General features: G+C 70.1%; 16 protein-coding genes and 1 riboswitch. Of the genes, 5 read left to right on the plus strand and 11 right to left on the minus strand.

Annotated elements, in window-relative coordinates; translation table 11 throughout:
- Positions 1–12 precede the first annotated feature (12 nt).
- On the plus strand, positions 13–1818 hold the full coding sequence (locus J2S42_RS19775) for an immune inhibitor A domain-containing protein (RefSeq protein WP_307241269.1): 1806 nt from the start codon (positions 13–15) through the stop codon (positions 1816–1818).
- Positions 1819–1863: 45 nt separating this feature from the next.
- Here J2S42_RS19775 and J2S42_RS19780 read toward each other — a convergent pair whose 3' ends face one another.
- Entirely contained in the window at positions 1864–2643 is a 780-nt protein-coding gene (locus J2S42_RS19780; RefSeq protein ID WP_307241271.1) for an SDR family NAD(P)-dependent oxidoreductase, read from the minus strand.
- Between the two features lie 68 nt (positions 2644–2711).
- On the opposite strand from J2S42_RS19780, the gene J2S42_RS19785 reads away from it, so the two are divergent.
- Complete coding sequence (locus tag J2S42_RS19785) at positions 2712–2834, plus strand: ribosomal protein bL36 (protein WP_307241272.1); 123 nt, start codon at positions 2712–2714, stop codon at positions 2832–2834.
- A gap of 300 nt (positions 2835–3134) precedes the next feature.
- The gene (locus J2S42_RS19790) at positions 3135–3809 is read left to right on the plus strand and encodes an HAD family hydrolase (protein ID WP_307248859.1); all 675 of its coding nucleotides are present in this window, start codon (positions 3135–3137) and stop codon (positions 3807–3809) included.
- Positions 3810–4036: 227 nt separating this feature from the next.
- On the opposite strand, the gene J2S42_RS19795 is transcribed toward J2S42_RS19790, so the two are convergent.
- The 6 genes from J2S42_RS19795 to J2S42_RS19820 all read right to left on the minus strand — a co-directional run bounded on the left by J2S42_RS19795 (position 4037) and on the right by J2S42_RS19820 (position 13148).
- Entirely contained in the window at positions 4037–5017 is a 981-nt protein-coding gene (locus J2S42_RS19795; RefSeq protein ID WP_307241274.1) for a coiled-coil domain-containing protein, read from the minus strand.
- A gap of 17 nt (positions 5018–5034) precedes the next feature.
- Positions 5035–5165, minus strand: a riboswitch (cyclic di-AMP (ydaO/yuaA leader).
- A gap of 216 nt (positions 5166–5381) precedes the next feature.
- Entirely contained in the window at positions 5382–7748 is a 2367-nt protein-coding gene (locus tag J2S42_RS19800) for a glycoside hydrolase family 65 protein (RefSeq protein WP_307241276.1), read from the minus strand.
- 59 nt (positions 7749–7807) lie between these two features.
- Complete coding sequence (locus tag J2S42_RS19805) at positions 7808–8560, minus strand: HAD family hydrolase (protein ID WP_307241278.1); 753 nt, start codon at positions 8558–8560, stop codon at positions 7808–7810.
- A 213-nt stretch (positions 8561–8773) separates the two neighbouring features.
- Positions 8774–10081, minus strand: a complete 1308-nt coding sequence (locus tag J2S42_RS19810; protein ID WP_307241280.1) for an ABC transporter ATP-binding protein — start codon at positions 10079–10081, stop codon at positions 8774–8776.
- 158 nt (positions 10082–10239) lie between these two features.
- On the minus strand, positions 10240–11388 hold the full coding sequence (locus J2S42_RS19815) for a glycosyltransferase family 2 protein (protein WP_307241282.1): 1149 nt from the start codon (positions 11386–11388) through the stop codon (positions 10240–10242).
- A complete protein-coding gene (locus tag J2S42_RS19820) occupies positions 11388–13148 on the minus strand; it encodes a CDP-alcohol phosphatidyltransferase family protein (protein WP_307241284.1) in 1761 nt (586 codons plus the stop codon). Before J2S42_RS19820 ends, J2S42_RS19815 begins: the two co-directional genes overlap by 1 nt.
- 156 nt (positions 13149–13304) lie before the next feature.
- On the opposite strand from J2S42_RS19820, the gene J2S42_RS19825 reads away from it, so the two are divergent.
- Entirely contained in the window at positions 13305–13517 is a 213-nt protein-coding gene (locus tag J2S42_RS19825; protein WP_307241286.1) for a PspC domain-containing protein, read from the plus strand.
- A gap of 59 nt (positions 13518–13576) precedes the next feature.
- Here J2S42_RS19825 and J2S42_RS19830 read toward each other — a convergent pair whose 3' ends face one another.
- The gene (locus J2S42_RS19830) at positions 13577–14305 is read right to left on the minus strand and encodes a DUF4230 domain-containing protein (protein ID WP_307241288.1); all 729 of its coding nucleotides are present in this window, start codon (positions 14303–14305) and stop codon (positions 13577–13579) included.
- Between the two features lie 146 nt (positions 14306–14451).
- On the opposite strand from J2S42_RS19830, the gene J2S42_RS19835 reads away from it, so the two are divergent.
- Complete coding sequence (locus J2S42_RS19835) at positions 14452–15330, plus strand: CDP-alcohol phosphatidyltransferase family protein (protein ID WP_307241290.1); 879 nt, start codon at positions 14452–14454, stop codon at positions 15328–15330.
- Between the two features lie 11 nt (positions 15331–15341).
- On the opposite strand, the gene J2S42_RS19840 is transcribed toward J2S42_RS19835, so the two are convergent.
- The 3 genes from J2S42_RS19840 to J2S42_RS19850 all read right to left on the minus strand — a co-directional run bounded on the left by J2S42_RS19840 (position 15342) and on the right by J2S42_RS19850 (position 17316).
- A complete protein-coding gene (locus J2S42_RS19840) occupies positions 15342–15650 on the minus strand; it encodes a type II toxin-antitoxin system VapB family antitoxin (protein ID WP_307248861.1) in 309 nt (102 codons plus the stop codon).
- 97 nt (positions 15651–15747) lie between these two features.
- Complete coding sequence (locus J2S42_RS19845; RefSeq protein WP_307241292.1) at positions 15748–16359, minus strand: nitroreductase family protein; 612 nt, start codon at positions 16357–16359, stop codon at positions 15748–15750.
- A 9-nt stretch (positions 16360–16368) separates the two neighbouring features.
- Positions 16369–17316, minus strand: coding sequence for an aldose 1-epimerase family protein (locus J2S42_RS19850; protein ID WP_307241294.1), 948 nt, complete (start codon positions 17314–17316; stop codon positions 16369–16371).
- Positions 17317–17337: the final 21 nt, after the last annotated feature.

Below are 17337 nucleotides of genomic sequence, written 5' to 3' on the forward strand. Positions count from 1 at the left end.
TGGAGGACATCAATGAGAAGGCAAGTCAGCGTGGTCGCGGCCGGCACCCTGGTCGCGGCTTTGATGGCGGCCCCGGCGCAGGCCGCGCCGAGCGCACTCACCCCGGACGTGGAACCCACGGCCGTGCTGGGCGAGGACAACCTGCCGCACCCGCTCGCCGACGTGCGCGAGGCCGAGCGGACCGAGGCGCTGGACCGGCTGATCGCGGGCACCACGACCACGGAGAAGCGCAACGGCTCCGAGGTCATCCGGCTGGGCGGCAACCGGTTCGTCGAGTACAAGAAGCGGGAGACGAAGACCGACCCGGTCCTGACCTTCCTGGTCGAGTTCGGCGACCAGATCTACCCGCGGGCCGGGGGCACGCCGGGACCGCTGCACAACGCGATCCCGGAGCCGGACCGGGTGTGGGACGGTGGCGCCACCGACGACAACACCACCATCTGGGAGCCGGACTTCAGCCCGGAGCACTACGAGGAGCTGCTGTTCGCCAAGAACAAGGAGTCGATGGCGAACTTCTACGCCAAGCAGTCCGGTGGGCGCTACACGGTCGGCGGTGACGTCTCCGACTGGGTGAAGGTGCCGTACAACGAGGCGCGGTACGGCAGCAACTCCGTACCGCAGAACGACGGCTACTGGAACTTCATCAAGGACAGCGCCACCGCTTGGTACGACGCGCAGCTCGCCGCCGGGAAGACGCCGGAGCAGGTCAAGGCGCAGCTGAAGACGTTCGACATCTGGGACCGGGACGACTTCGACGACGACGGCGACTTCAACGAGCCGGACGGCTACGTCGACCACTTCCAGGCCGTGCACGCCGGTGCGGGCGAGGAGGCCGGCGGTGGCGCCGAGGGCACGGACGCGATCTGGGCGCACCGCTGGTACGCGTTCTCCAACCTGCGCGGTACCGCGGGCCCGGCCGGCAACCTGGCCGGCGGCGTGCAGATCGGCGACACCGGCATCTGGATCGGCGACTACACCACCGAGCCGGAGAACGGCGGACTCGGCGTCTTCGTCCACGAGTACGGCCACGACCTGGGCCTGCCCGACCTGTACGACACGGCCGGCGGGGAGAACGGCACCGGCTTCTGGTCCGTGATGTCCTCCGGTTCGTGGCTGGGCCGCGGCAACCCGACGATCGGCTCGACGCCCGGCTACATGGGCGCCTGGGAGAAGATCTGGCTCGGCTGGTCCGACTTCGTCACGATCAACCCGGGGAAGTCGAAGTACGTGACGCTGGGCAGCGCGGCGTACGGTGACGGGATCCTGCCGGAGGCGGTGGTGATCCCCCTCGGCGACGGCTCCTACTACGCGGCCGAGTACCGCAGCTACACCGGCTACGACGAGACGCTCAAGCTCGGGCCGTACAACTGGGGCTGGGCCAACTCCAAGCCGGACTGGGCCGAGCGCTTCCCCTACCAGGACGGCCTGCTGGTCTGGTACGTCAACCCGGCCGTGGGCAACAACAACACCAGCGTCCACCCGGGCACCGGCCTGACGCTGCCGGTCGACGCGCGCCCCGCACCGATCTCGTTCGCGGACGGCGTGCTGCTCGGCAACCGGCGCCAGCCGTTCGACGCCACGTTCGGCCTGCAGTCGACGGACCCGGTGACGTTCCACCGCAACGGCGTGCCGGTATCGGTGCCGCGCCAGCCGGCCATCCCGGTCTTCGACGACTCCGACCCGCTGCGCTACTGGAATGCGGCGAACCCGCAGAGCTCGGTCAAGGTGGCCGGCGCGGGCGTCAAGATCGAGGTCAAGACGCAGATCGGCGGTCTGATCCCGCTGATGACGCTGAAGGTGACGCCGCCAGTGAAGTAGGTGGTGCGCAAGGGCCCGGCGCTCCCCCGCCGGGCCCTTGCGCCATCAACGACCGAGGAGAGCACCGCCGTTGACCTGCACGATCTGCGCGGTCACGTGGCTCGCACCGGGCGAGGCCAGCCAGTGCACGGTATCCGCGACGTCCAGCGGAGTGCCGGCACGACCGTTGTGCGTCTGCGTCCGCAGCTGCTCCCGCCGCTCCTCCGTCATAGTGTCGCCGAAGAACTCGGTCTCCTCGACATAACCGGGCGCGACCACGTTCACCGTGATACCGCGCGCGCCGAGCGTGGTGGACAGATCGAACGCGTACGGGTGCAGCGCCGCCTTGGCCGCGCCGTACGAGCCGTTGCCCGAGCCCCGGTACGCCGCGATCGAGCTGAGCAGGACGACCCGGCCGTGGTCCGCGAGCACGTCCGCCAGCGCCTCGACCAGCAGGACCGCGGTGAGCACGTTGGACTCGAAGTTGCCCTGCCAGTGCTCGCGCACGGTGAGCAGCCGGTCCAGCTCAGGGCGGTCCGCGCCGGTCACGCTCGGTGGGCGCTTCCGGGTGACGTTGCCGCCCGCGTTCGCCACCACCACGTCGGCGCGGCCGTGCCGTTCGACCACCTCGTCGCGGACCCGCAGCGCCTGATCCGCGTCGGTGAGGTCGGCCGTGATCGCGTGCACCGAGCCGGCCCCGTGCGCCTCGATCCCCTCGGCGGCGCGGGCCAGCGCGTCCGCACGCCGGCCGACGATCACCACGTCCGCGCCGTCCCGCGCGAACCGGGCGGCCGTCGCCTGCCCGATGCCGGTCCCGCCGCCACTGATCACCACGACACGACCCATACGTTCCTCCCGAGGAATATCGATCAGCCGAAAATCATTGTCAGAACCGGAAAGAAAGGGGTACGACCATGAAGGTTCGCAGCTCGCTCCGGTCCCTGGCCCGCAAGCCCGGTTCGCAGGTGGTCCGCCGCCACGGCCGGGTCACGGTCGTCAACCGCACCAACCCGCGCTGGAACGGCCGCCAGGGCTGATCCCCGTTTCCGGCGTCGTTCAACCACGAGGCGTCTCCCATTCCCGGGAGGCGCCTCATTCACGATCTGAACCCGTGCCGCACCGTGCGGAATGAGCGTCACCGGCCCGGTCAGCCCGTAGGCCCGCCGGGCCGTGCGACCCGCGACCTCGATCGTGTTCGGCCGCGGCGCGGGCGCCGCCCGCCGGATCGCCCGGTGCGGCGGCGCGTCGTGGCCGACGAGAGAAGGCGCGTCCGCTGTGGCCAATACCTCAGGAAACTCGCGCGACATGGACGCCGCGCGCGTGATCGCATGGTGGGCATGCTGGTCTTCGACGCGGACGACACGCTCTGGGAGAACAACGTCCTGTTCATCCGCGTGGTCGACGACTTCCTCGCCTGGCTCGCTCACCCGACGCTCGACCATGCTGCGATCCGCGCCGTACTCAACGACGTCGAGCGCGCCAACGCCGCCACCCACGGCTACGGCAGCCGCGTGTTCCTGCGCAATCTGCACGAGTGCTTCGAGAAGCTGAGTGAACGCCCGGCCACCGACGCCGAGCGCCGCGAGATCGAAGAGCTGGCCGCCGCACTCGTCTTCGACGAGGTCGAGCTGATGCCGGAGGTCGCGGAAACGCTCGCCGACCTCGGCACCCGCCACGAGTTGGCGCTGCTGACCAAGGGCGACGACACGGAACAGCGTCGCAAACTGGCCGCATCCGGCCTGGCCGGGCATTTCGGTAGCGTGCACGTGGTTCGCGAGAAGGATCTGCCGACATACCTGGCACTGACCGAGTCGCTGTCACTCGACCCGGCCACCACGTGGATGATCGGCAACTCCCCGAAATCCGACATCATCCCGGCCCGCCGAGCAGGCTGGAACGCGGTCTTCATCCCGCATCCACACACGTGGGAACTTGAGCACGCCGCCCTCGACCCAGCCGACACGGGCGTACTGGAACTCCCCTCCTTCACCACCCTGCGCAACCACTTCTGACCACACCCGCAGTTAACGGGCAGCGGCCGGCGGCGACAGCGGCCACTGGAACGGCGGTGGGGTTCGGGGTGATCGCCGGCGAACCGGCGGGGAGGAGCCGCTGGGCGACGACCGGTGCCCGCGGGAGCAAGCCCAGCGCGACCACGCCGGATGCGGGAAGAGAGTCGGGAATTTCGCTTCGGTGGAAACGAAGGAGCCCGCGGTGGGCGGCCGCGGGCTCCGTTGCGTCAGATGATCGACAGATGGACGTGGTTCGTATGGTCGCCGGAGGGTGTGCCGCCGCCGGCGTACGATTGCCAGCCGCTCGACGGTAGCCAGATCTGGCTCCACCAGATCACGTAGAGCACGCCGAGCCGGTCCGCGTTCTTGATGTAGAAGTTGGCCAGGTTGTCGCCGTAGGCCTTGTCCGCGCCGACGGCGACGCCGCCGAAGCCGCTGGCCTGGGCGGACCAGTCGCAGGCGCGGCCGCGGGGGTGCTCGCCGCCGTCCTCGGCGCTGCGGTAGCAGGAGACGAAATGGTCGAAGCCGGCCGACTTGGTCTGCTTGTAGGCGTGCAGCGTGCGGGGCGTGATGCAGCCGCCGGTCGTCGGGTCGTCCACGGTGCAGCTCTCGGACGGGAACGACCCGTCGGCAGCCCGCTCGACCGCGACCGCGACCGCCGCGGAGCCGCTGCCGGACTCGACGTTCGCCGCGGCGCCGCCGCCGGCGGCCTTCAGCGCGTTCTCGGCCTGCTTCTTCCGCTTGTCCATGGTCTCGACCTGCTTCTTCTGCTCACCGATCTCCTTGTCGATGGCAGATTTCGCACGGGAGGCCTCGTCCTTGGCCACGACCAGCTCGCGGACCTGCTTCTCCTGGTTGATCGCCATGGTCTCGAGCAGCGTGGCCCGGTCCATGAAGCCCTCGCCCTCGGAGGCGTTGAGGATCGCGACCATCGGGCCGAGGCGCCCGTTGCGGTAGGTGCGGCCGGCGAGCTCGCCGACGGTCGCCTCACGCGTCTTGAGGTCGGCCTCGATCGTCTTGAGTTCCTCGGTCAGCTCCTTCTGGCGCTTCTCCGAGGCCGCGAGCTTGTTCTTCGCCTCGACGAAACCCTTGCTGGCCGCGTCGAGCTGTTCCCTGAGCTGTTCCGTGCCGCCCTCGTCGATCGCGTAGGCGGGCGTTGCGAGCGCGGCCGTGGCCACAGTCGCCAGCAGCACCGAAAGCGCTGCCATTCGCCGTAGGCGCATCATGTTCCTCTCTCGGACCGCCGGCCGGGTTAGCTGACGGGTTCGGGATGGGAACGACACCCCTACCGCTGACGCGGATTCACCCCACAAACGTGGTTCCCCGACTCGCTGAGCGATTTGGCGGTGGTCGCCACGGGCACCGGGCGTGCCCGCCGATGACAACCGGCGGCAAGACTACCCAGTCGCGCCAAGGACGACCGCTCAAGATCCGTAAAATTAAGAATTCCCTATAGTGACGCAAAGTGCCCGCTCAATGACCGGAAAACATAGAGAAACATCGACGCGATACGGGAAAGGCCGCCCCGGCGAACCGAGACGGCCTTCCTTGCACTAATCGTCGAGCAGGCAATTACAGAGAGCTTGCGCGACGAGCCGGGGCGCGGCCCGCGGGCTGATGCGGCTCCGGTCCCACGCCCGTCCGCTCCGGGATTCCCATCGTCACCGGCTTGTCCGCCGACACCGTCACCAGCTCGCCGTGGTGCACGAGTGTGACGCTCTTCTCACCCGTGCCGTTGCGCAGCGAGTAGGTGACCTCGTCGCTGCGCACGTCCACCCGCAGCCGCAGCCCGCGCCAGAGCAGCGCGAACTCCATCCGGGTGATCCGCTCCGGCAACCGTGGGTTGAAGGTCAGCTGACCGCCGTGGTCGCGCATGCCGCCGAGGCCCATCACCAGCGAGATCCACGAACCGCCCAGCGACGCCACGTGCAGGCCCTCGCGCGCGTTGTTGTGCAGGTCGTGCAGGTCCATCAGCGCGGCCTCACCCAGGTAGTCGTGGGCGAGTTCCAGGTGACCGGTCTCCGCGGCCAGCACCGCCTGGGTGCAGGCGGACAGCGACGAGTCGCGGACCGTGCGGGCCTCGTAGTAGGCGAAGTTACGCTGCTTCTCCTCGTCGCTGAACGCGTCGCCGCGCCACAGCATCGCCAGCACCAGGTCCGCCTGCTTCACCACCTGCTTGCGGTACAGGTCGAAGTACGGGTAGTTGAGCAGCAGCGGGTAGTTCTCCTGCGGCGTGCCCTCGAAGTCCCACTCCTGCAGCCGGGTGAAGCCCTCGGACTGCTGGTGCACACCCAGCTCGTGGTCGTACGGCAGGTGCACGGCCGCGCCCGCGTCCCGCCAGCCGGCGATCTCCTCGTCGTCGACGCCGGCCGCGCGCGCCTTGTCCGGGTACTTCAGCGCCACGTCCGCCGCGGCGTAGAAGTTCAGCTGGGCCATCAGGTTCGTGTAGATGTTGTCGTCGACCACGGCGGTGTACTCGTCCGGGCCGGTCACACCGTCGATGTGGAAGCGGCCGTGCCGATCGTGGTGGCCGAGCGAACGCCACAGCCGCGCCGTCTCGATCAGCAGGTCGAACCCGTAGTCGTGCTCGAAGTCCTCGTCACCGGTGGCCAGCACGTAGCGGCGGGCCGCGTCCGCGATGTCCGCCGCGATGTGGAACGCCGCGGTGCCGGCCGGCCAGTACGCGGAGCACTCGTGCCCGCGGATGGTCCGCCACGGGAACGCGGCACCGCGCAGGCCGAGCGTCTCGGCCCGTTCCTTGGCCAGGTCGAGCGTGGCGTGCCGCCAGCGCAGCACGTCCTTGGCCGCGTCCGGCTGGGTGTAGGTCAGCACCGGCAGCACGAACGTCTCGGAGTCCCAGAACGTGTGGCCGTCGTACCCGGGACCGGTCAGTCCCTTCGACGCGATCGGCCGCATCTCCGCGCGGGCGCCGGCCTGGAGGACGTGGAAGAGCGCGAAGCGAACCGCCTGCTGCACCTCCGGGTCGCCCTCGACCCGTACGTCCGAGTGGTCCCAGAACGCGTCCATGTACTCCCGCTGCGCCTGGACCAGCCCGTCCCAGCCGGTGAGCCGGGCGCTGGCCAGCGCGGCGCCGACCTGGTCGCGCAGCGCGGGCACGGAACGGCGGGAGGACCAGCCGTACGCGATGAACTTGATGATCCGCAGCTTCTGGCCCGGCTCGAGCATGCACGCGACCGTGGTCCGCAGCCAGTCCGGGTTGCCCTCGGTCTTGACCATGTGCCGGCCCTCGGTCTCCACCACGTGCTCCATCGCGGCGGCCATCCGGAGCTTGCTGGTCTTGGTGCTGTGGATCAGCAGCCCGCCCAGATCCTGGGTCAGGTATTCCTCGCTCTCCAGCGGGGACTCCAGCAGCGCCGCGACCCGGGGGTCACGCTTGGTCGGCGGCAGCTGCTCGTTCGCCACCAGCTCGGACTGCAGGATCACCCGGGCCGGGCCGTTGATCGGCTCGACCTCGTAGGAGATGGCGGCGATGGCGCGCTGGGTGAACGACACCAGACGGGTCGAGCGCACCCGCACCGACCGGCCGGCCGGCGAGCACCACTCGACCTCGCGCTCCAGCGTGCCGGACTGCATGTCCAGCACCCGCTCGTGCGAGACGAGGTCGCCGTAGCGCACGTCGAACGGCTCGTCGTCGACCAGCAGCCGGATCGGCTTGCCGTTCGTCACGTTCACGATGGTCTGGCCCGACTCCGGGAAGCCGTAACCGGCCTCCGCGTACGGCAGCGGCCGCAGCTCGTAGAAGGAGTTCAGGTACGTACCCGGCAGACCGTGCGGCTCGCCCTCGTCCAGGTTGGCCCGGAGGCCGATGTGCCCGTTGGAGAGCGCGAACACCGACTCCGACTGTGCCAGGACGTCCAGGTCGAGCCGCGTCTCGCGGACATGCCAGGGCTCGACCGGATAAGCCCGCTCTCGGATCACAGCGATCCCTTTCAGTGTTGATCTGAGCCCGTCGGTGAACCACCGGCGGGTTGCCGTCCCTATCGGGGCTCGCCGCCGTCCAGGAGTTCGGCGAGATCCGATACGACGATGTCGGCGCCGTGTGCGCGCAGCGCGTCCGCGTGCCCGACCCGGTCCACTCCGACCACAAACCCGAAGCCGCCGGCCCTGCCGGCCTCGACGCCCGCCAGTGCGTCCTCGAACACCGCCGCGTTGGCCGGGTCGACGCCCAGTCTCTTCGCGGCGGCCAGGAACGTGTCCGGCGCGGGCTTGCCGGGCAGTCCCTCGGCCCGGGCGACCACACCGTCGACCCGTTCCTCCAGTAGATCCTCGATGCCGGCCGCGCGCAGCACGTCCTGGCAGTTGGCGCTCGCGGAGACGACCGCGGTCCGCATCCCCGCGTCCCGCACCGCGTGCAGATAGGTGACCGAGCCGGGGTACACCTGCACCTTGCCCTCGGCGATGTATGTCAACACCAGCACGTTCTTCCGGTTGCCGATGCCGTTCACCGTCTCGGCGTCGACGTCGTCGTCGGGCGTGCCCTCCGGCAGCACGATGCCCCGGGACGCCAGGAACGTACGTACGCCGTCGGCACGCTGACGGCCGTCCACGTACTTCAGATAGTCGGAGCCGGAGTCGAACGGGACGAAGGGCGTGCCCTCCGCTGCGGCACGCCTGCTCAGGTACGCGTCGAAGGTCTCCTTCCAGGCCGCGTTGTGAACGAGCGCGGTCTGGGTGAGGACACCGTCCAGATCGAACAGGCAGGTAGTCACGTGAGGTGGAAGACCAAGCACCCGCTCAATTTAACCGTGAAACGGAAAGTTAACCGGATTTCGGCGGTGTCGAACCCCGGGCGCGGCGTCTCGTATGGTGTGCCGATTCTGAGGTTATCGCCGGTCAGCACGCCTCCGCGGGAAAACGTTGAACCTTTCGGGTCGCCCGGACGGCACAAGAGATCGCACAAAGGGTCCGTCGCACCCCGGCCATTCGACCCAGTATGTTGATCTTTATCTCCATCCGACGTCGATCCGGTCACCTCGCTCGTCGAAGAAGTGCAGCGCGTCCATCCGCACGCCGATCGCCAGCGCGCTGCCGGCCCGGATCGCCGGGTAGGGCGCCAGGCGGACCGCCAGCTCGGCCGGGCGCCGGTGATGCCGGCCCGGGTCGCTGAGCACGCTGGTCCGGCCGCCACCGCCGGCCGGCTCCCCCTCGGACCGGTCGCCGAACCGTCCGGTGAGCCGCTGCACCGCCTGCCCGAGCCGCTGGAACGGCGAAACCGGCTCCTCCTCCACCTCGACCGCGGCCGCGCCGAGTTCGTCGACGATCACCGCGGTCGCGCCCACGTCGACGAAGGCCAGCGACTCGTGGCCGTGATGCTCGAGGTATCGGATGCGGCCCTGCAGCACATCGCCGGGCGCGTCCGGCGCCACCGGGGTCAGCGCCTCCGCGCGCATGCCGATCACGATGCGCTCACCGTGGTAGTGCGAGATGACCCGCGCCCGGATGTCGTCCCACGGCAGGTAGAGCGCCTGCTCGCCGAGGTTGAGCGCGACGTACCGGTCCAGGTGCACGTAGACCGAGGCCTCGATCAGGTTCATCCGCGGGCTGCCCAGGAACGCGGCCACGTAGAGCGTGGCCGGGCGGCCGTAGACCTCAGTGGGCGTGCCGACGTCCTGCAGCACGCCCTTGCGCATGATCGCCACGCGGTCCGCCATGGTCAGCGCCTCGGCCTGGTCGTGCGTGACGTACATGCAGCTGACGCCGAGCTCGCGGACCAGACCGGAGATCTCGGCGCGCAGCTCGGCGCGGAGACCGCTGTCGAGGTTCGACAGCGGCTCGTCCATCAGGAACAGGCCGGGGCGGCGCACGATCGCGCGGCCCATCGCGACCCGCTGCCGTTGCCCGCCGGAGAGCTGACCCGGCCGCCGGCCGAGCAACTCGCCGATGCCGAGCGCACCGGCCACGTCCGCCACCCGCTCCGCGCGCGGTGCCGGCTCGACGCCGGAGAGCCGGAGCGGGAACGAGATGTTCTCGTTCACCGTCATGTGCGGATAGAGCGCGAAATCCTGGAAGACCATCGCTATGCGCCGATCACGCGGCGGGATCTCGTTCGCCACCTCACCGTCGAGCAGCACGACTCCGCTGCTCGGATCCTCCAGGCCCGCGACCATTCGCAGGACCGTGGACTTGCCGCAGCCGGACGGCCCGAGCAGGACCAGGAATTCGCCGTCCTCCACGTCGAGATTGACCCTGTCCACCGCCACGGTGCCATCGGGGAACACCTTTGTGACGTCTTTGAGCGCGACGGTAGTCACCGCCACCTCCCCGCAACTTCGTCGGCCGGCCCCCAGGTTCTGTCCACTGTGACGGTCATCATCGCAATTACCCCATCGGGTAAACGTGCCATGTTCGGGCAGTAACCATCCCGTTACAGAATTCACCCGACGGCCGCTTTGACCCTTTAATGGGCAATTTATCGGCACGAATCCAAAAACTTGATCTTGTGATTGATCGCGGTGAACGTCCGTCGCAGGCGGGACGGCCCGGCCCGGTAGAGCCGGCGCGGCAGATACGGCAGCCCGGCGTCCAGGTAGGGCAGCGCCCGATAGCGCCGCAACCCGCGCCGGACCACCGGCACGCCGCCGTCCCGGCTGGCCCGGATCACCTCCAGCAGCTCCGGCACGCGCCGCTGCCGCACCAGGTGCCACTGCACCCGGGTCGCGGCGGGCAGCCGGTCCAGCACGCGTGGCGGCACCCGGTCCAGGAACTCATTGCACCGGTCCAGGAACACGTGGATGTACTCGTCCGGGGCCTCGGGCAGGACGCGCAGGTAGAAGGCGAGGTCGGAGCGGACCGCGGAGGCGTCGTACCAGCGGCGCAGGTCCGCCCAGCCGCCCTCGCCGAGGAACCGGCTGACGCCGTCGACGCCGTCGAACCGGTCCACGAAGTTCCGCGTCTCCTCCCGGCGCTGGGTGATCGACCGGTCGCCGCCCTCCCGCCGCCGCCAGTGGTAGACCGGCGTGTGCACCACGTCCACCGACCGCGCCAGCACGTGTGCCGGCACCATCACCGGCGTGTCCTCGTAGAGCACGCCCTCCGGGAACGCGAACCCGTGCCGGTCCCAGAACGCCCGGCGGAAGACCTTGTTCCAGGCGGTGCGGTCGCCGAGCAGCTCCGGATCGCGGGTGACGTGCGTGCGCAGCCGGGTGTGCGTGAAGATCCGCGCGTGCATCCGGGACGGCCGCAGCCCGCGCGAGTCCAGCCGCAGCGTGTTGCCGGTGGCGAAGTCGGAGCCGGTGCACGCGATCGCGGCGGCCAGCGTGCGGGCCGCGTCCGGCGGGAGCACGTCGTCGCTGTCCACGAACTGCAGCAGCTCGCCGCGCGCGGCCCGGACCCCGGTGTTGCGGGCCGCGCCGAGCCCCGCGTTCGGCTGGCTGACCAGCCGGAACCGCTCGTCCCGCGCGGCGAACCCGGCCGCGATCCGCGCACTGTCATCGGTGGAACCGTCGTCGACCAGCACGACGTCGAGGTCGCGGTAGGTCTGCGCCGCGATCGACTCCAGGCACTCGGCGAGGTAGGGCGCGACGTTGTAGACCGGCACGACGACGCTGAGCAGTGCCATCAGCGGGTCACCACGCGAATCGCCAGCATGCACAGCGTGTAGGCGGCGACCACCGGGAACGCCGCGCCGCCACCGGCCGCGACCGCGATCGACCGGCCGTCCCAGCCCGGCTCCCAGCGCCGCCGGTATCCCGCACCACACCGAGCGATCAGGTCGTAATGATGCATCGAGAGCGCGAAGAGCAGCACGAACGTCAGCCACGGCGGCACCTCGCGGAGCACGGCGACGCAGATCACGACCGCGAACTCGGTCAGTCGCAGGCCGGCCGGGACGAGCCAGTCGAGCGGCCCGGTGACGGCCGGCAGCCGGCGTGCGCACCACCCGTCGTCGCGCAGCGTCACCGCGTCCACGGTCGCCAGCACGCTCACCCGCATCGCTCGCGACCGCAGCCCGCGCAACGTCAACGTGTAGATCATCGCGGCGCCGCCCCAGGCCAGCACGGCCAGCAGCGCGGTACGGCCGTTCGTGCACGCGGCCAGCACACCGATCAGCGCCCACCGCTCGCCGATCGGGAAGACCACGATCCGTTTCAGCCAGTAGACCGGGGAACGGCCGTCCGCGATCACCCGGTCGGAGAGCCGGCCGAGCGCGCCGCCGGTCCGGCCCAGTGGCGCGGCCGTGTCCTGCAGCGCGCCGTACCAGGAGTCGGTCGCGTGCCGCACGGTCTGCAGCGCCATCGCCGCGATCGCCAGCCACCAGACCCCGTCGTGCCCGAGCCGGGCCGCACCGGCCGCGAGCCCGGCGTAGACCGTGTATTCCTTGGCGCGGTCCGCCATCGTGTCCAGCCAGCCGCCGAGCGGCGTGAACCGCCGGGTGAACCGGGCCAGCTGCCCGTCCACGCAGTCCAGCACGAAGCCCAGGTAGAGCAGCACCGCACCGGCGATCATGGCGGGCCGGCCGGCCTGCGCGAAGCCGAGCGCGGCCGCGACGGCGCAGAGCACGGAGAGCGCGGTCACCGCGGTCGGCGTCAGCCCGAGCCGGGCGCAGGCCCGGGTGATCATCGGGGACCAGGAGCTGACGAAGACCGTGGTGAAGAAGTCGTCGTGCTCCTTGACCGCGATCCGCAGCCGCGCCCGCTCCTCGTCGACCCCGGCGATCTCCGTCTCCGCTTCGGCCACCGCGGCGCCGCTCCGGCAACGCCGGGCTTTCAGATTCCGCAACGGGTACGTGGTGAGCTGCACTCCGCCCGCCAGCAGACCGATGAGCAGCGCGTCCGGATCCGTCCGGACCCCGCCCGGCACCGCGCTCGCAACGGCCGGCATCCCGCTGTTCGCGGCCGTAGGTCCCATCGGCGACGTCGCCTGCCGCCCGGCAGGCGCCGCTGCCGGCATCACGTGTTCCGCGGTGGGAACCACCTGTTCCGCGGCGGGTACCGCGTGCTCCACGGCCGAGGCCGCGTGCGGGCGGTCGGGGCCGGCCAGCCGCAGCGCGCCGAGAAAGGTGACACCGTCGTCCACCTCGGTCACGCCGGTGATCACGCCCCGCGCGGTCCGGAGCCGTGGCCCGTGCGCGGCCGCGCTCTCCGGGCCGGTCAGTGCCACGCTGCGGGTGCCGGGCTCGGTGATCAGGTGGTGGAGCACCGCGTCGTGGGCGACCAGGTCGGCCGCGACCAGCAGCACCGGGCCGGTGCCGGTGCGCAGCAGGTGGGCCAGGTCGTGGGGGGTATCGGGCTCGGCGACCGCGGTGGCACCGGCCCGGCGTAGTTGGTCTCTCAACCGGTCGCGCCGGTCGGTTCCGGCCAGCAGCACTGCGAGCGTCACGCTCCGGTAAACCCGGAATCGGCCGCTTAGTGGCGACTCCCTACGGGAATCACAGAGAAGATCCCCTTCAAGACGGAGGGCGGAGATGGCACCCGTTTCCTACCGTTGAGTTATCGGCACACCACACAGTGCCACGAGCTGAGGAGTTGAAGCACCATGGCCTCGTCGCCTCGCCGCCTTTCCCGGCCGCGCGACAACCGTTGGATCGCCGGTGTCTGCTCCGGCCTGGGCCGCCGTTTCGGGCTCGGTGCCGGCATGGTCCGGCTTCTCTTCGTGCTGTCGTGCCTGCTGCCCGGTCCACAGGTGCTGCTCTACATCGCCCTGTGGATCCTGCTGCCGAACGAGGAGCGGTACTCCGCCGCCTACTGACGTCCCCACCCACACGGAAGGCCGCCGGGATTCCCGGCGGCCTTCGCCTTGCTCAGGGCTCAGGGCGCGGTGTAGGTGACCGTCACCTGCTCGTAGCCGAGAGACTTGAGCAGGCCCTGCAGCATCTTCGTGGTGTTCTCCTGGGCGCGCTGCGGCAGCTCGCTCTCCCGTGCGGCCGCCTCGATGCGCTCCTCGGAGAGCACGTAGATCGCCTGCTGCTTGTTCGGGTCCTGGCCGAACATGTCGCCGATCCGGTTGAGCAGCCCCTTCTCCTCGGAGAAGACGTAGCTCTTCTCCTGGTCCAGGTTGGCCTCGCCGAGCTGCGGCGCGGGCAGCGTGATGGTGGCGCTCTTCCCGTCCTCCGAGACCACGATCGCGTCCTCGGAGATCGTGCTGAAGTCGACGTAGGACTCGACCGAGCCGGCCGCGACGAACAGCGTGCGCTCGTTGAGCAGGAAATCGGGCACGTTCTCCCGGTTGCGCTGGGTGTCCACCACCACCTGGAAGTTGCCCTCGGCCGCGACGTATCGACTCAGGTCCTGGATCGACTCCAGCAGCGGGGGCTGACTGCGGTCGGTCTGCTGCTCCGCGAACGGGTTGGTCAGACGGTCCAGCAGACCGGTCGTCGTGCGCAGCACGAACAGGCCGGCCAGCAGTGCCACCAGTAGGATCGCGACCAGCCAGAACAGGCCGCGCCGACGGCGTGCCGGCTCCGGCTCGGGGGTCTCGGCGAGACCCGGCGCCGGCATCTCCGTGGTCGGCTGATCGATTCCCTTGTTGCCGCCCATCGCGGCTCACCCGCCCTTTTTCAGCGCTGCTACTACCTACCTCAAACGGTACGGGTGGGGTACGACAGTTGCGAATCGAGCGCGAAGCGTACCCTTATGGTCGGTTTTGTGTCTTCTGGTGTTAACCGTCCCGAAGGATCACGATCTTGCACAGCTTCACGACCGGGCAGGTCCGCGCCACGCTCAAAGACCGCGACGCCTGGTGGACGGTGCTCCTGGTCGATCCGGTCGCGACGCCGGTCGTGCGGCGGGTGGCGCGCTACCGCTGGGTGACGCCGAACCGGATCACGTTCGCCGCGTTCCTGCTCGGCCTCGCCGCCGCGGCCGCGTTCTGGCAGGCCACCTGGGGTGCGCTGGCGCTCGGCGCGCTGCTGTTCCACCTGAGCTTCGTGCTCGACTGCATGGACGGCAAGGTCGCCCGGCTGCGCGGCAACGGCTCCGCGTTCGGCGCCTGGCTCGACTTCATCGGCGACCGGATCAAGGACCTGACCTGCACTGCCGGCCTGTTCGGCGGGCAGTGGGCGGCGACCGGCGACGACCGCTGGCTGACGCTCGGCGCGCTGGTGCTGTTCGTCAACATGTTCCGCTATCTGAACGGCGCCCAGATGACCAAGGTGCGCGCGGACATGCGGGAGAAGATGGCGGCGGCGCGGCGCGCGGCCGGGCTGTCCCAGGACGGCGAGCTGCGCTGGGTCGAGGAGACGATGGACCAGATCCCGGCGGGTGCGGTGCCCGCCGGCGTCGCGGACATCAACGGCGACTTCCGGGCCCGGTACGGCCGGTTCATCGGCCTGCGGAACGCGCTGCGCCGGTACCGGATCCGGCCGCACCTGGTCAGCGGCATCGAGTTCCAGATGTTCGTCTTCATCGTCGGCCCGCTGACGAACCAGGTCGCGATCGTCACGCTGGTCACCGGCGCGCTGCTGCTGGTCTTCGAGGCCGGCCTGATCTACAAGCTGTGGCTGTCCACCCGGTCGTTCGAACGGCAGATGGCGACGCTGCGGGAGTCCGTCACCGTGGGGTGACGGACTCCGGCTCAGCCCTCCGGCAGTTCGCTGAACAGGAACACCCGAGCGTGGATCTGGTTACGCTGCTGAAGCGCCGCACGCAGCGCCCGGTGCAGGCCGTCCTCCAGGTACATGCCGCCGTTCCACTGCACGACGTGCGGGAACAGGTCGCCGTAGAACGTCGAGTCCTCCGCCAGCAGCTTGTCCAGCGCCAGCTCACGCTTGGTAGTGATCAGCTGATTCAGCTGAATGGGTCTCGGCGGGATCTCCGCCCACTGCTTCAGTGTGAGCCCGTGCTCCGGGTAGGGCCGACCGTCCCGAACCCCCTTGAAGATCACGACGGCACGCTCCCCTCCCATGTCGCCGTTCCGTGCGCGGCCGTAGTCAGCCTAGCGACCCCGGCCGGCGGTTGATTCGTCCCCGTTCGCCGTGTGCTCACCCGGACCAGCGACCACGATGAATGACCTCGGTCTGCGGCCGGCGGCCCCGTTTCAGCGACGGCGAGCGACGATCTGGTGCACGGTATCCGATCGTCAGCGCGCCCACGGGGACGAACTCCCCGGGCACGCCGAACTCCTCCCGGTACGCCGCGGTGCGCTCCGGCGGGATGCCGAAGAAGCACGCGCCGAGCCCCTCGTCCACCGCGGTCAGCAGCATCATCAGCGCGGCCATGCCCGCGTCCACGTCCCAGTACGGCACCGGCCAGCGCGCGGCGTCCCGGTCGGTCCAGCCCTTGTCCGGCTCCGCGTACCGGTCCAGGTAGGCCGAGCGGTTCGAGTGCGGCACCACGATCAGCGGCGCCCGGCTCATCCCGGCCAGCCAGTTGGTCATCGCCTGCTCCGCGCCGTCCGGGCTGGTCGCGGCCCAGAACCGCGCCCGGTCGGCCGCGTCCTCCAGCACCAGGAAGCCCCAGCCCTGGGAGAACCCCGCCGAGGGGGCGCGCACCGCGTGCTCCAGCAGCCGGTCCACCACCTCGGGCGGCACCGGCCGGTCCGGGTCGTAGTTGCGGACCATCCGGCGCCTGCGCACCACCTCGGCGAACTCCATGCCGCCGCCTCAGGAGGCCGGGACCGGCGTGATGCCCCAGGTGCCGCGCCACACGTCACCCGGATCGATCACGATCAGGCCGCGGCCGGACCGGAACGCGTCCGGCGGGCAGGTCATCGGCTCGACCGCGACCGCCGTCCGGTACCGGTCGCCGCTCAGCGTGTCCGACGTGAACACCTGCCACCACCCGAACGAGTCGTCGCCCCAGATCCGCACCTCGGCGCCGCCACCGGCCAGCACGACCGTGGACGTGCCGTCCGCCGCGTGCTCCACGTCACCGAACGCGGTGTCCAGCACCGCGGAGCCGATCCGCCGGCCCTCGGTGTAGTCGAACTCGGTGCCGGCCACCTTTGCCGCGCCGACCGGCAGCAGCCGCGAGTCGACCAGCAGGCGGTTGCGCGCCGGCAGCGTCAGCGTCAGCTCGTCCACCGGCACGCCGGGGATCTTCAGGTACGGGTGGACGCTGAAGCCGAACGGGACCGGCTGCGCCGCCAGGTTCGTCACCTCGTGCGTCGCGGTCAGCCCGGCCGCACTCACCCGCCAGACCGTGCGCAGCCGCAGCGGCCACGGGTAACCGGGCTGGGCCGGCATCAGGTACTCCAATGTCACCGAGTCGGCCGACTGCTCCACCGCGTGCCAGCGGGAGTAGTTGACCAGGCCGTGCAGTGCGTTGTGCCGGGCCGGCTCGGTGAGGAAGAGCTGGTGCTGGGTGCCCTGGAAGGTGTACTGCCCGTCGCGGATCCGGTTCGGCCAGGGCGCGAGGATCTGGCCCGCGCAGCCGGCCGCGAGCTCGTCGTCGGCGTACCCCGCCACGTAGTCCACGCCGTTCACCCGGTAGGACCGCAGGCCACCGCCCACCTCGACGACGACGGCCTGATGGCCGTCCGCGGCGATGGTCCACTGTGCTCCGGAGAGCGGCTCGGCGGCGTCCCCGGACTGGTGCGCGACAGATGTCATGGACGAACTTTAGCCAGGTGA

The organism is Catenuloplanes indicus (assembly GCF_030813715.1).
Taxonomy (GTDB): domain Bacteria; phylum Actinomycetota; class Actinomycetes; order Mycobacteriales; family Micromonosporaceae; genus Catenuloplanes; species Catenuloplanes indicus.

What these genes read in the sequence shown, in the direction of transcription:
- J2S42_RS19830 (WP_307241288.1), bottom strand. Translation starts at nt 14,305, where the DNA reads ATGGGCGGCAACAAGGGAATCGATCAGCCGACCACGGAGATGCCGGCG.
- J2S42_RS19790 (WP_307248859.1), top strand. Translation starts at nt 3,135, where the DNA reads ATGCTGGTCTTCGACGCGGACGACACGCTCTGGGAGAACAACGTCCTG.
- J2S42_RS19775 (WP_307241269.1), top strand. Translation starts at nt 13, where the DNA reads ATGAGAAGGCAAGTCAGCGTGGTCGCGGCCGGCACCCTGGTCGCGGCT.
- J2S42_RS19780 (WP_307241271.1), bottom strand. Translation starts at nt 2,643, where the DNA reads ATGGGTCGTGTCGTGGTGATCAGTGGCGGCGGGACCGGCATCGGGCAG.
- J2S42_RS19825 (WP_307241286.1), top strand. Translation starts at nt 13,305, where the DNA reads ATGGCCTCGTCGCCTCGCCGCCTTTCCCGGCCGCGCGACAACCGTTGG.
- J2S42_RS19850 (WP_307241294.1), bottom strand. Translation starts at nt 17,316, where the DNA reads ATGACATCTGTCGCGCACCAGTCCGGGGACGCCGCCGAGCCGCTCTCC.
- J2S42_RS19815 (WP_307241282.1), bottom strand. Translation starts at nt 11,388, where the DNA reads ATGGCACTGCTCAGCGTCGTCGTGCCGGTCTACAACGTCGCGCCCTAC.
- J2S42_RS19785 (WP_307241272.1), top strand. Translation starts at nt 2,712, where the DNA reads ATGAAGGTTCGCAGCTCGCTCCGGTCCCTGGCCCGCAAGCCCGGTTCG.
- J2S42_RS19845 (WP_307241292.1), bottom strand. Translation starts at nt 16,359, where the DNA reads ATGGAGTTCGCCGAGGTGGTGCGCAGGCGCCGGATGGTCCGCAACTAC.
- J2S42_RS19795 (WP_307241274.1), bottom strand. Translation starts at nt 5,017, where the DNA reads ATGGCAGCGCTTTCGGTGCTGCTGGCGACTGTGGCCACGGCCGCGCTC.